Source organism: Streptomyces sp. NPDC039609 (genome assembly GCF_055596705.1).
The window spans coordinates 474,099-486,602 of the sequence record NZ_JBVIUJ010000003.1 but is presented as its reverse complement, the minus strand read 5'-3'; the positions used below and the strand labels follow the sequence as shown (position 1 = coordinate 486,602).

Below are 12,504 nucleotides of genomic sequence, written 5' to 3'. Positions count from 1 at the left end.
CGGACCGCCCGGACCGGGACGGTCATGCCACGGGCAGCGGTTGCAGGCGCTCGGACCCGGTGTAGACGTTCATCGAGGCGCCGCGCAGGAATCCGATCAGGGTCAACCCACTCTCCTCGGCCAGGTCCACGGCGAGCGAGGACGGCGCGGAGACGGCTGCCAGCATCGGGATTCCGGCCATCACCGCCTTCTGCACCAGCTCGAACGACGCCCGGCCACTCACCATCAGCACCGACTCGCGCAGCGGCAGCAGTTCCGACCGCAGGGCGTGGCCCACGACCTTGTCCACGGCGTTGTGCCGCCCCACGTCCTCCCGCAGACACAGCAGCTCACCGTCGGGGGAGAAGAGCCCGGCGGCGTGCAGGCCGCCCGTGGTGTCGAAGACCCGCTGCGCCGCCCGCAGCCGGTCCGGCAGGGCGGTCACCACCTCCGGTCCGATGCACAGCGGGTCCTCGGCGACGGACCACGCCGCCGTGGTGCGCACCGCGTCCAGACTGGCCTTGCCACACAGACCGCACGACGAAGTGGTGTAGAAGTTCCGCTCCAGCGACGCGTCGGGGGCCGTGACGCCCGGGGCCAGGGCGACGTCCACCACGTTGTACGTGTTGCCGCCGTCGGCCGAGGCCCCCGCGCAGTACCGGATCCCCGCCACCTCGTCGGCGGCATGCACCACGCCCTCGCTCACCAGGAACCCTGCCGCGAGGTCGAAGTCGTCGCCTGGGGTGCGCATGGTGACGGTGAGCGGGCGCCCGCCGACCCGGATCTCCATCGGCTCCTCGGCCGCCAGGGTGTCCGGTCGGTGCGAGGACACCCCCTCCCGAACGCGCAGTACCCGCCGTCGTACGGTCACTCGTCCCATCGTCTGCTCCTCTCGACGGAGCGGGGCTCCGACGGTGTTGTGCGGTTGAGTCCGTTCGACGGTCCGTCGGGCGGGACCTGGGCCCGAGGCTGGGGACCGTGCCGTGGGGGTCGCCGACGGCCCAGGTCCGACGGCCGACGATATGACCCGCGGCGAACCCCGCCGTGTTCCCACGCCCTCAGGGAAGGCTCCGGCGGCTGAACCACGCGGTGATCACCAGGCACAGGAGCCCCACGGCCGCCAGGGCCGCCAGCAGGGCGGGGTACGGAGCGGCTCCGGCGGTCACCGCGAGAAGCAGCGGCGTCAGGAAGCCGCTGTAGGTGGCACCTTGATACAGGATCGCGGTCGAGGGAACGGCCTTCGGAGTCGCCAGGCGTTCGATCTCCAGGAGCCCCGAGGCCAGGGTGAGGCCGTATCCGGCACCCAGGAGGACCGCCGCTGCCGGCACCAGGCCCGCGGAGTCCCCGTACACGGCGCAGGCGCCCACCAGAAGTCCTCCGATCACGGTGACCATCGAGACGAGGGTCGCCCGCGCGCTGTGCGCGTGGTCCAGTCGGACGGCCAGGGGCTGGACGGCCGTACCCACGGCGAGCGTCAGCGCCGTCACCAGACCGCTGAACACCGGCGCGTATCCCGGAACGCGGTCGGCGACCAACGAGGGCAGCACGACATAGGCGACCGTGGCGGCGCAGAAGACGGCCGGGCTCGCCGGCAGCACCACCCGTACGAAGCGAGGGTGTGTGACGGCCGCCCGGCGCAGACGGGCGATGTGCGGCGCCCACGGGACGACCGCGGACCGCGACGCCGTCTCCGGTACGGCGGTGGTCGAGCCGAGCACGATCAGGGCCAGCAGGGAGTGGGCGAGGCAGGGCAGCACCATCGGCCGCGGCAGCCATTCGGCGAGGACACCCGCCGTCAGCGCCCCGGCGGCGAAGCCGCCACCCGTGGCGTACGTCGCACGGCGGGCGCCGGCGTCCGGGCGCTTCGCACCGGAGGACAGTTCCTCCAGCCACGTGGTGCCGGCGGTCAGGATGACGCCGGCCGCGACGCCGGTGGCCAGACGGCTGACGTACACGGCGTTCCGGGACATGTCCGCCGCCGCCAGGAGGGCGCTGGCGGCGGCGGACAGCACCAGCGCGAGCCGCACCACGCGCCGCCTGCCGAGCCGGTCCGCGAACGGGCCGCCGAGGAGCAGACCGGGGAGGAGCCCCAGCAGGTAGGTGGTGAACATGGCGGCGACCGGGACGGATGGCCAGTGCTCCTGGGTCCGGTACACCACCGCGAGCGGGGTGAACTGGTTCGCGCCCCACCCGGCGGCGAACAGCGCGGCCGCCACCGGAAGCCAACCGCGCGCGGCGCGAGCTGCGGGCATGGGGGCAGGTCCTTTCGGTGCTCGGCGCGGGCTCAGTCGGAGTCGCGTGCCGGTTCCAGTCGGACCACCACACCCTTGGACGTGGGGCAGTTGCTGATGTCGGCGACGCTGTCGAGAGGGACCAGGACGTTGGTCTCGGGGTAGTACGAGGCGGCGGAGCCGGGGCTGGTCGGATACGCCACGACCCGGAACGCGGGCGCTCGGCGCTCGACACCGTCGTCCCAGACGCCGACGAGGTCGACCAGGTCGCGGTCGGCGAGGCCGAGGTCGGCCAGATCGTCGGGGTTGACCAGGACGACCCGGCGGGCGTTGTGGATTCCCCGGTAGCGGTCGTTCATCGCGTACGGGACGGTGTTCCACTGGTCGTGGGAGCGCAGAGTCTGCAGGATGAGGTGCCCCTCGGGCGCGCGCAGCATCGTGAACTCGTTGCGGGTGAAGACGGCTTTGCCGCTGGGTGTCGGGTAGACGCCCCGGTTGACGGGGTTGGGCAGGGTGAAGCCGCCGGGCCTGTCGACGCGGGCGTTGAAGTCCTCGAAGCCGGGGATCACGCGCGCGATGCGGTCGCGGATGGTGCCGTAGTCCCGCTCGAACAGCTCCCAGGGGATGTCCACCGCGTCGCCGAGCGTGCGCCGCGCCAGACGCGCGATGATCGCGACCTCGCTGAGCAGGTGCGGAGAGGCGGGGGCGAGGCGCCCGCGGGAGGCGTGGACCTCGCTCATGGAGTCCTCGACGGTGTAGAACTGCTCGCCGCTCTCCTGGATGTCGCGGTCGCTGCGGCCCAGGGTCGGCAGGATCAGTGCCGTGTCACCGCACACGGTGTGGGAGTGATTGAGTTTGGTGGAGATCTGCGCGGTCAGCCGGCAGTTGCGCAGGGCCTGTTCGGTGACGGCGCTGTCGGGGGTGGCGCGCACGAAGTTCCCGGCGACGCCGAGGAAGACATGTGCCTTCCCGTCGCGCATGGCGCGGATCGAGTTCACCGCGTCGAGGCCGTGGTGGGAGGGAGGCGTGAAATCGAACTCGCGGCCGAGGGAGTCGAGGAACGCCCGCGGCATCCGCTCCCACACGCCCATGGTGCGGTCGCCCTGGACGTTGGGGTGGCCGCGGACCGGGCAGACGCCGGCGCCTGGCCTGCCGATATTGCCCCGCAGCAGCAGGAAGTCGACGATCTCGCGGATGCTGGGAACGCCGTGCTTGTGCTGGGTCAGACCCATCGCCCAGCACACGATGACGCTCTTCGCGTTCAGCACACGCCTGTGGACCTCCTCGATCTCCTCGCGGGTCAGACCGGTCGCGGCGATGACGTCGTCCCAGCGGATCTTGCGGGCGTGCTCCGCGAACTCCTCGAAGCCGGTGGTGTCGGAGTCGATGAAGGAGCGGTCGAGGACCGTGCCCGGAGCGGCGTCCTCCGCCTCCAGGAGCAGCAGGTTCAGCGCCTGGAAGAGGGCGAGGTCGCCACCGGCGCGTATATGGAGGAACTGGTCGGCGATCGGGGTGCCCTTGCCGATCACGCCCCGCGCCCGCTGTGGGTGCTTGAACCGCATCAGACCGGCCTCGGGCAGCGTGTTGACCGCCACGACCTGGCCGCCGTTGCGTTTGGTCTCCTCGAGGGCGGACAGCATGCGCGGGTGGTTGGTGCCCGGGTTCTGCCCCACGACGAAGATCAGGTCGGAGTTGTGGATGTCGTCCAGCGACACACTGCCCTTGCCGATGCCGAGGGTCTCCCCGAGCCCGAAGCCGCTGGACTCGTGGCACATGTTGGAGCAGTCGGGCAGGTTGTTGGTGCCGTACGCGCGGGCGAACAGCTGGAGCAGGAACGCGGCTTCGTTGTTGAGCCGGCCGGACACGTAGAAGATGGCCTCGTCGGGGGAGTCGAGGCGGCGCAGCTCCTCGGCGAGAATACCGAGTGCGTCGTCCCAGCCGATCGGCTCGTAGTGCGAGGCACCGGGCCGCTTCACCATGGGCTCCGTGAGCCGGCCCTGCTGGTTGAGCCAGTAGTCGGACCTGCGGCCCAACTCGGCGATCGAGTGCTCACGGAAGAAATCGGCGGTGACGCGTCGAGAGGTGGCCTCGTCGGCGATGTGCTTCGCACCGTTCTCGCAGTACTCGTTCCTCTGCCGCTCACCGGGCGGGGGCTCCGGCCAGGCGCATCCCGGGCAGTCGAATCCCTTGGCCTGATTGATGTTCAGCAGAGTCAGAGCCGTACGCCGCACGGACGTCTGCCCCAGCGCGTACTCCAGCGCGTGCGTCACGGCGGGAACACCGGTCGCCCAGGTCTTGGGAGGGGTGACCGAGAGGTCGTCGCTGGGGTCCTCGATGCTGGTCATGGTGGGGGTGTGCCTCTCTCTGTCGCGGCCCCGGGGACCGATACCGCTGTCCGGAGAAAAGGCGGCGACCCTTTTCCTTTTTCGGTTCGGGATTTGCCTGCGATTATTCGAATCCGGCTGCGAGAGAAGCTTCCGCCGTTTCCCCGGGGGGTGTCAAAGAGGGCTTTTCGATGAGTCGATAGGTGGCGCTTATCGCACGGGAATGATCGTCAATTGCCCGGGGGTGGAGCGCCGAAATGGCCCCGACGCCCCGGGGGCCGTCGATGCCGGAAGGCGGCAGGGCCACGCCTTACCGTGGGCTGATGCGATCCGTTCCCAGGTGGGCCCTCCTTTCGTCGGGGTGTGCCCCTGTCCTGCTGGCCGGAGGCTGGATGATCGCGGCGGGCATGGAGGGGTCCGCCTACGATCCCGCCACCCAGACGATCAGCGTCCTGGCCGCCTACGGAGCCGCGGGATTCTGGGTGATGACCAGCGCCCTGCTCGCCTTGGGCGCCTGTCATCTGCTGACCGCCTGGGGGCTGCGCCCCGCCGCGCTCGCCGGACGGCTGACGCTGGCCGCCGGTGGAGTCACGGCGTTCGTGGTGGCGTTGCTGCCGGTGCCGAGCAGCGGGGGTTCCCTCCGCCACGGTTCGGTTGCCGCGGTCGGCTTCGTCCTCCTGGCCCTGTGGCCGGTTCTGGCCGCCGTCCGCGGCGGAGCCGCACCGTGGGGACTGCGACCCGCTCCCGCTCTCGCGGCGACCGCCCTGATGGGCCTCGGCGCGGCCTGGTTCCTGCTCGAGATCAACCGCCAAGGCCCCGCCGGTGTCGCCGAACGCCTCGTGACCTGCATGCAGTCCGTGTGGCCCTTCGTGGTCGTCGCGTCCTGCCTCCTCCATCGCGAGAACGACACTCCGCGCGAAGTGACCGGGGCGGATCCCCACTCCCGTTGAGCGGCCGCGGCCTCGCGCCGGCCCCCTGATTCGCTCAAACGTTCGGTTCTTCGTCTACGCTGGAACCATGACCGCACCGCGACCCCGGATGCCCGGCCTGCAGGGCTCGCTCTTCGACCAGGGCGCCGACATCCGGCCCGGCCCACTGGACGGTGTCCGGCGGGTCGCCCTCGTCGGCGGGGCCTGGGTCGACCACCTGCCCGGGTGGTTCCACGGGGCCGACGCGCTGTTCGAGGAGCTGGCCACGGGCGTGCCGTGGCAGGCCGAGGAGCGCACGATGTACGACAACGTGGTCGCCGTACCCCGCCTCCTCGCGTACTACCGCGAGGGCGCCCCCCTCCCGCACCCCGCCCTCGTCGAAGCCCGCGATGCCTTGAGCGCCCACTACGCCTCCGAGCTCGGTGAACCCTTCGTCACCGCCGGCCTCTGCCTGTACCGCGACGGCCGCGACAGCGTCGCCTGGCACGGCGACCGCATGGGCCGCTCCGCCACGCAGGACACCATGGTCGCCATCCTCTCCCTCGGAGACCCCCGCGACCTCGCCCTCCGCCCCCGCGGCGGCGGCCCCGTCGCCCTCCGGCTCCCTCTGGGCCACGGAGACCTCGTGGTGATGGGCGGCTCCTGCCAACGCACCTGGGAACACGCCATCCCGAAGACGACCCGCGCGGTCGGGCCGCGCATCAGCGTTCAGTTCCGCCCCCGTGGCGTGGGCTGACACGCGGCAGCCCTCGCGGATGTCCGCCCGTGGGCGGTGTGCGCGGCCCTCGGGGAGGCGTGTCACCGGCACCGAATACCATGACCGCTCATGAGCGCGAGCGAGGACCGAAGACCCCTGGTCGACGGGCGTTTCCAACTGATCTCCCGACTGGGCAGCGGCGGCATGGGCACCGTCTGGCGGGCACGCGACGTCGCCCTCCAGCGCGATGTCGCCCTCAAGGAAGTGCGTCCGCCCGACCCGGCCGTCGAGGAAGCGAACCCCGGACTCGCCGCGCAACTGCGCGAACGGGCCGTCCGCGAGGCGCGGGCCCTGGCACGGCTCTCGAATCCGCACGTCGTGACGATCCACCACATCGTCGAACCGCAGGACGGCTCGCACCCCTGGATCGTCATGGAGCTCGTCGAGGGCCGCTCCGTCTACGAGCGTCTCACCGAGGGCCCGATGCCCGTCCCCGAGGTTCTCACTCTCGGGCGGGAGGTCCTGTCCGCCCTGCGCGCCGCGCACTCCGCCGGCATCCACCACCGCGACGTGAAGCCCGCCAACGTGCTGCTCCGCCCCGACGGCAGCGCCGTCCTCACCGACTTCGGCATCGCCGTGCTCAGCGAGGCGACGTCGCGACTCACCGCCACGGGCGACCTGATCGGATCGCCCGAGTTCATCGCCCCCGAGCGCGTACGGGGCGAGGAGGGCAACCCGGCCTCCGACCTGTGGTCGCTCGGGATGCTGCTGTACGTGGCGGCCGAGGGCCACCATCCGCTGCGCCGGGCCACCAGCCTGGCGACCGTGGTCGCCGTGCTCGACGACCCGATCCCCGCACCGGTGAGGTCCGGCGCGCTGACTCCCGTACTCACCCGACTCCTCGTACGAGACCCGGCGTCGCGGCCCGACGGGGCACAGCTGGAACAGCTGCTTGCCGATGCCACGTCCCGGCACTCCGGAACCTGGACCCCGGCGGAAGCGACCCCCGGCCCGTTCGGCCCGCCGCACCCCCACCCCGCGTACGCGCCCCGGCCCGCCGCGCAGGCGTGGCCCACCCCGACCGTCCCGTCCCACGCCTCCCCAGCCGTCGGCGGCGGGTTCGGCCCGCCCGCACATCCCGTACCGCCGCTCGGCCCTCCCCGCTCGCGCCGTCGCCCCGTGCTGCTCGCCGCCTCCCTCGCGCTGGCGGTCACCGTGGCCGTCGTGGGCGTCGTGAACCTGCTGCCCGACGGCGGCTCGGACTCCGGTGCCAAGGGAGGCGCGACCCCGACGAACACGGACGGCGGCCCGACCCGGGGGATCGCCAGGGGGCCCAGCACCGCCGCGTCGCAGCCCAGCACCTCCTCCTCACCCCGCGGAACCCTCCTCACGACGGCCAACGCCCGTACCGTCATCGAGTCGTTCCGCGAGGTCAGCGGTACGACGACGATGAAGGAACTGACGATCTACGAGGACTACGCCCTGGCCGAAATCCCGACCCGGCCCGGGGCCAAGACCTACGACGAGTACGAGTACCGCAACGGGGTCGCCCGGAGGACCGGCCCCGGGAGAACCATCGACGGAGCCGACGAGCAGCCGTTCGACGTCTCCGCCATGCCCTGGGACGGCCTTCCCGCGCTGATGAAGCGCGGCGACAGCGAACTGAAGATCGAGCGACCGACCATGCGCTACGTCATCGTCAAGGGCTGGACCTTCAACGACGACCGCCCGACGCTGCTCTTCTATCTCATCAACGAGTACAACGCGGTCGGCTACCTCGCCGCCGACAGCAAGGGAAACGTCGTGTCGAGCCACCCGGCGTCCTGACGGGCCCGTACCCGCTCCGGAGAGAGACGACGAATTCCGCACCTGAAGTAGCTCACGACCACTGATTCGTAAGTTACTTCAGGGTTTCGCTTAAAAAAGCATGGCCTGCTGTCTTGCGTGCTGCCGTACCCGTCCGCAAGGATCTGTGTCCGGCCCGGGCCTCCATGGCCCCGGTCCCGCACGCCTCCATGTCTGGATGCCTGGCCGCGCACCGGTAACCCCCGTGCCGCCAGCCGGTGAACCGCCCGATCCGCGCGGCCGCCCGGATGCCCCCTTCGAGGCTCTCCCGCGCGACCCGGCGTCGCGCCTCTCATTCACCTACCCTCAGGCAAGGCAGAGATGGCACCACTGGCCCCGCGGGGACGACCCCGCACCACCACGCATCCGGTGGACCAGGTCCTTCCGCTCCCCACCCTCTCGCTCTACGGCTTCCAGCACGTCCTGGCGTTCTACGCCGGTGCAGTGCTCGTGCCAGTGATCCTGGGGAACAGCCTCGGGCTCTCCCGTCAGGAGCTCGTCTACCTCATCAACGCCGACCTGGTCACCGCCGGGATCGCCACCATCATCCAGGCATGGGGCTTCTGGCGGATCGGCGCACGGCTGCCGCTCGTCCAGGGCGCGACCTTCACGGCCGTCTCGCCCATGATCGCCATCGGGCAGGGAGCCGGTGGCGGCACCGCCGGGCTGCTGGTGGTGTACGGCGCCGTCATCACCGGCGGTGTCGCGACCTTCCTTCTCGCCCCGTTCGCGGGCAGGCTGACGGCGTACTTCCCCCCGATCGTCACGGGCACCCTCCTCACGGTCATCGGCATCGTCCTCATACCGGTGGCACTCCAGGACGTCGGCGGTGGTGCGGCGCTGAGCGGCGGGCCCCGCTACGGGGACCACGTCAGCCTCGCGTACGCGGGAGGGACGCTCCTGTTCATCCTGCTGGTGGTGCGGTTCGGCGGCCCGTTCCTGCGCAGTGTCGCCGTGCTGCTCGGGCTGGTCGGCGGAACGGCCGTCGCCTGGCTGCTCGGAGACGCCGACCTCGGGGCGGTCGAGCAGGCCGACTGGCTCGGCGTCAGCACCCCCTTCCACTACGGACTGCCGCAGTTCTCGGTGTTCCCCATGCTCGCGATGGTCGTCGTCATGCTCATCACCATGGTGGAGACGACCGGAGACGTGTACGCCATGGGCGAGATCACCGACCGGCACGTCGACGGCGAGACGGTCAGCCGCGCGCTGCGGGCCGACGGCGTCGCCACGGTGCTGGGCGGAGTGTTCAACTCCTTTCCGTACGTGGCGTTCGCGGAGAACATCGGTCTGGTCCGGATCTCCCGTGTCACCAGCAGGTTCGTCGTGGTCGCGGCCGGGGTCCTCATGATCCTGCTCGGCCTCGTGCCGAAGGCCGGCGCGGTGGTGGCCTCCGTGCCCCACCCGGTGCTCGGCGCCGCGGCCGTCGTGATGTTCGGCATGGTCGCCACCGTCGGCATCCAGATCCTCGCCAAGGTCGACCTCAGGCAGGAACGCAACGCCGTCATCCTGGCCGTCAGTCTCGGCGCCGCGATGCTCCCGACCGCCGTCGCACCGTTCTTCGAGCGGATGCCGACCGAGGTACGGGCCGTCCTGGGCAGCGGAATCACCCTCGGCACACTCTCGGCGGTCCTCCTGAACCTCTTCTTCCACGCGTTCGAGAGCCGCCGTAAGCGGGAGGACATCGACTGGGACGGACTGACCGCGTACGAGGACGGGGCCGGTCCGCAGACCGGCACGGCCCGCTGACAACGTCCTGTGCCCGGCGGAGCCCGTAAGCCGGCGGGGCCCGTAACTCCACGGAAGCGCGCTGCTCCGCCGAGCCGTCACCCGAGGTGATCCGTACATGTCCCACCCTCCGTTCTCTCCCGACCACGCCAGGGCCGCACGTCTGCGCATCGGCCTGGCCCCCGAACAGGTCGTCGCCGCCATGGGACAGCTGGGGGTGCATCGCCCGGTGGCCGCCGTCCTCTCCTGGGAGGCCGGGGTGGTGGCGCCTTCGGAGGCCGAACTCTTCGCACTGGCCGACGCGTTGTGGTGTGCCGTCCCGGAACTCATGGCGTTGCGACCGAGATCCCTGCGCGAACACCGGCTGGCCAGGAAGTTCACCGCGGTGAGGCTGGCCCAGCGCATCGGCATGGAGGCGGACGCGTACGCACGCGCCGAGCAGGACCACCGATGGGGCGGAACCGACCGGCAGACCCTGTGCCTCGCGGACGCCCTGGGGCTCGAGCCGGACGAACTGCTGAGCGTCATCCGTCGCGCGGGCGACCTCGACGGCCTGCTCCGCCAGGCCGTCGAAGGCCGCTGGAAGCAGCACACCACCCCGCTCGCGCGGCTCGCCGGCGCACCCGAGCGCCAGGTGGCGCAGGCGCTGCGGACCCTGCATCAGGAGTACGCAGGCTTCAACGAGCGCTACATGGGCCATGTCGTCGCCCGCAGCGACAACGCACGGCTGCGGGAGATCGCCACGGAGCGGGCCGGTTGGCTGCACAACCTGACGGACCGCTTCCTCCGCCTCGTCGGCCGTGACGCCGGACCCCCGCTGTGAGTGGTGGGGGACGGGCGGTGCGAAAGTCTGTCGCTCCACCTCCCCGCATGGTGCTAGAGACTGTCGACATGGAGTTCTTCTGTTACCACCGAGACAGGCCCGCCTCCGAGGCGTTGCGGCACGAGCTGCTGGAGGACCACTGGTCCTACATGGACGAGTACGCGAAGGAGATGATCGCCCGCGGCCCGACCCTCACCGGCGATCGCGAACTGCCCACCGGCAGCGTGCACATCATCGACCTGCCGGATCCGGCCGCCGCTCGCGCCTTCGCCTTCGACGAGCCGGGCTACCAGGCAGGGATGTACCGGGACGTGATGCTGCGCCGATGGCGCAACCTGCTGGGGCGCACCATGTGGGACTTCCCCGGCGGCCGCGAGGGTGACGATCGATACCTGGTGCTCGGCCTCGGATCGGGGCCGGCCGCCGACCTCGCGCTTCCGCCCGACCGGGACGAACTGATCGCGTACGGGCCGCTGCTGTCCGACGACGGCAACACCTGGCTGGGTACGGCGGCGCTGGTCCGCGCCCCGGACGCGGACACGGCCCGTGCCGTGCTGACCCCGGACCGGTATGCCGACATGGAGGTCCACAACTGGCAGTTCGGCGGGCGTCCGTCATGAGCGGTGACGATGATGCCGTTGCGACGTTCAGGGCGGCCGACGGGACGGAACTCGCCTATCACGTCAGAGGTGAAGGCGAGCCGCTGCTGTGCCTGCCCGGCGGGCCCATGCGCGCGTCCGCGTACCTCGGAGATCTCGGTGGGCTGTCGCAGGGGCGGCAACTGGTCATGCTCGACCTGCGAGGCACGGGCGACTCCGGCGTCCCCTCCGATCCGGCCACCTACCGCTGTGACCGGCAGGTCGACGATGTCGAGGCCCTGCGGGAACACTTCGGGTGGGACAGCGTCGACGTCCTCGCGCACTCGGCGAGCGGCGATCTGGCCATCCTCTACGCGGCCCGGTACCCGCAGCGCGTCCGTACCCTCAGCTTGATCGCGGGCCGCGCCCGCGCCCTCGGCATCGACTTCACCGTCGAGGCTCGGCACGAGGTCGTCGGCCTGCGCGCGGCCGAGCCGTGGTTCGAGACGGCGCGCGACGCCTACGAAGCCATCTGGTCCGGATCCGCGACCGACGCCGACTTCGACGCCGCCGTCCCGTTCTTCTACGGCCGTTGGGACACCGCCGCCCAGGCTCATGCCGCGGCCGAAATCGAACAGACCAATGAGCAGGCGGCGGACATCTACGCGTCGTCCGGCGCGTTCGACCCTGCCGCTGCGCGCGCCGCCATCGCCCGCTGGGACGCGCCGGTACTGGTACTCGCCGGGGAACTGGACGGCGGCCCGCGCCCTCATGTCGCCGCCGACATCGCGACGTTGTTCCCCCGTGCCGAACTCGCCGTCCAGCCGGGCGCCGGCCACTTCCCCTGGCTCGACGACCCGGCCGCCTTCACCCGGACTGTCACGACCTTCCTCGCCGAAGGGGGTGAATCGATTCACTCGCGCCGCGTCGAGATGCGGGGACCCTTGACCTGAACCTACTGACGCGACCCGTAGTCCATGCATAATGTCCCGCCCCAAAGGCCGTGTGAAACCATTCACTCTCGGGGCGGTACACCATGCAACGCGTCTGTTTCCTCCTCAAGGTCCGTGAGGACCGTCTGGAGGAGTACCGCGAACGCCACGCCGCCGTGTGGCCCGAGATGCTCCAGGCGCTCTCGGCCACCGGCTGGCGGAACTACTCCCTCTTCCTGCGCGACGACGGCCTGCTCGTCGGCTATCTGGAGACCGAGGACTTCCAGGCCGCCCTGGCCGGTATGGAGGCCACCGAGGTCAACGCCCGCTGGCAGGCCGAGATGGGGCCCTTCTTCGAATCCCTCGACGGCTCACGGCCCGACGAGGCGATGAAGCCGCTCACCGAGGTGTTCCACCTCGCCTGACGCCCTCGCGCCGGAG

At 71.0% G+C, this 12,504-nt stretch carries 11 protein-coding genes; 8 read left to right on the top strand and 3 right to left on the bottom strand.

Features of this window, described 5'->3' with window-relative positions; all coding sequences use genetic code 11:
• Window positions 1-22 precede the first annotated feature (22 nt).
• The 3 genes from fdhD to ACZ561_RS11220 all read right to left on the bottom strand — a co-directional run bounded on the left by fdhD (window position 23) and on the right by ACZ561_RS11220 (window position 4,555).
• The gene (gene fdhD, locus ACZ561_RS11230) at window positions 23-859 is read right to left on the bottom strand and encodes a formate dehydrogenase accessory sulfurtransferase FdhD (RefSeq protein ID WP_470992431.1); all 837 of its coding nucleotides are present in this window, start codon (window positions 857-859) and stop codon (window positions 23-25) included.
• A 178-nt stretch (window positions 860-1,037) separates the two neighbouring features.
• Window positions 1,038-2,231 carry an MFS transporter gene (locus ACZ561_RS11225; protein WP_470992428.1) on the bottom strand — a complete coding sequence of 398 codons (1,194 nt, stop codon included), beginning with the start codon at window positions 2,229-2,231 and terminating at the stop codon, window positions 1,038-1,040.
• A gap of 32 nt (window positions 2,232-2,263) precedes the next feature.
• Window positions 2,264-4,555 (bottom strand): FdhF/YdeP family oxidoreductase, encoded by a 2,292-nt coding sequence (locus ACZ561_RS11220; RefSeq protein ID WP_470992426.1) that lies wholly within the window; start codon window positions 4,553-4,555, stop codon window positions 2,264-2,266.
• A 302-nt stretch (window positions 4,556-4,857) separates the two neighbouring features.
• Between ACZ561_RS11220 and ACZ561_RS11215 the strand changes: the two genes are divergently transcribed.
• The 8 genes from ACZ561_RS11215 (at window position 4,858) to ACZ561_RS11180 (ending at window position 12,488) form a co-directional block, all read left to right on the top strand.
• Window positions 4,858-5,484 (top strand): DUF998 domain-containing protein, encoded by a 627-nt coding sequence (locus ACZ561_RS11215; protein WP_470992423.1) that lies wholly within the window; start codon window positions 4,858-4,860, stop codon window positions 5,482-5,484.
• A gap of 67 nt (window positions 5,485-5,551) precedes the next feature.
• Window positions 5,552-6,199: an alpha-ketoglutarate-dependent dioxygenase AlkB gene (locus tag ACZ561_RS11210; RefSeq protein WP_470992420.1), complete on the top strand. Its 648-nt coding sequence runs from the start codon at window positions 5,552-5,554 to the stop codon at window positions 6,197-6,199.
• 90 nt (window positions 6,200-6,289) lie between these two features.
• Window positions 6,290-7,987: a serine/threonine-protein kinase gene (locus ACZ561_RS11205; protein ID WP_470992417.1), complete on the top strand. Its 1,698-nt coding sequence runs from the start codon at window positions 6,290-6,292 to the stop codon at window positions 7,985-7,987.
• 339 nt (window positions 7,988-8,326) lie between these two features.
• A complete protein-coding gene (locus tag ACZ561_RS11200; RefSeq protein ID WP_470992414.1) occupies window positions 8,327-9,751 on the top strand; it encodes a nucleobase:cation symporter-2 family protein in 1,425 nt (474 codons plus the stop codon).
• A gap of 97 nt (window positions 9,752-9,848) precedes the next feature.
• A complete protein-coding gene (locus tag ACZ561_RS11195; RefSeq protein ID WP_470992411.1) occupies window positions 9,849-10,553 on the top strand; it encodes a helix-turn-helix transcriptional regulator in 705 nt (234 codons plus the stop codon).
• Window positions 10,554-10,621: 68 nt separating this feature from the next.
• Entirely contained in the window at window positions 10,622-11,173 is a 552-nt protein-coding gene (locus tag ACZ561_RS11190) for a YciI family protein (protein ID WP_470992408.1), read from the top strand.
• Window positions 11,170-12,084: an alpha/beta fold hydrolase gene (locus ACZ561_RS11185; protein WP_470992405.1), complete on the top strand. Its 915-nt coding sequence runs from the start codon at window positions 11,170-11,172 to the stop codon at window positions 12,082-12,084. The genes ACZ561_RS11190 and ACZ561_RS11185 overlap by 4 nt, the downstream gene beginning before the upstream one ends.
• 83 nt (window positions 12,085-12,167) lie before the next feature.
• On the top strand, window positions 12,168-12,488 hold the full coding sequence (locus ACZ561_RS11180) for an L-rhamnose mutarotase (RefSeq protein WP_470992402.1): 321 nt from the start codon (window positions 12,168-12,170) through the stop codon (window positions 12,486-12,488).
• The last annotated feature ends 16 nt before the right edge of the window (window positions 12,489-12,504 follow it).

Excerpts from the sequence above, each read along its gene's own strand:
- fdhD (WP_470992431.1), bottom strand. The coding sequence starts at position 859 with ATGGGACGAGTGACCGTACGACGGCGGGTACTGCGCGTTCGGGAGGGG.
- ACZ561_RS11225 (WP_470992428.1), bottom strand. The coding sequence starts at position 2,231 with ATGCCCGCAGCTCGCGCCGCGCGCGGTTGGCTTCCGGTGGCGGCCGCG.
- ACZ561_RS11220 (WP_470992426.1), bottom strand. The coding sequence starts at position 4,555 with ATGACCAGCATCGAGGACCCCAGCGACGACCTCTCGGTCACCCCTCCC.
- ACZ561_RS11215 (WP_470992423.1), top strand. The coding sequence starts at position 4,858 with ATGCGATCCGTTCCCAGGTGGGCCCTCCTTTCGTCGGGGTGTGCCCCT.
- ACZ561_RS11210 (WP_470992420.1), top strand. The coding sequence starts at position 5,552 with ATGACCGCACCGCGACCCCGGATGCCCGGCCTGCAGGGCTCGCTCTTC.
- ACZ561_RS11205 (WP_470992417.1), top strand. The coding sequence starts at position 6,290 with ATGAGCGCGAGCGAGGACCGAAGACCCCTGGTCGACGGGCGTTTCCAA.
- ACZ561_RS11200 (WP_470992414.1), top strand. The coding sequence starts at position 8,327 with ATGGCACCACTGGCCCCGCGGGGACGACCCCGCACCACCACGCATCCG.
- ACZ561_RS11195 (WP_470992411.1), top strand. The coding sequence starts at position 9,849 with ATGTCCCACCCTCCGTTCTCTCCCGACCACGCCAGGGCCGCACGTCTG.
- ACZ561_RS11190 (WP_470992408.1), top strand. The coding sequence starts at position 10,622 with ATGGAGTTCTTCTGTTACCACCGAGACAGGCCCGCCTCCGAGGCGTTG.
- ACZ561_RS11185 (WP_470992405.1), top strand. The coding sequence starts at position 11,170 with ATGAGCGGTGACGATGATGCCGTTGCGACGTTCAGGGCGGCCGACGGG.
- ACZ561_RS11180 (WP_470992402.1), top strand. The coding sequence starts at position 12,168 with ATGCAACGCGTCTGTTTCCTCCTCAAGGTCCGTGAGGACCGTCTGGAG.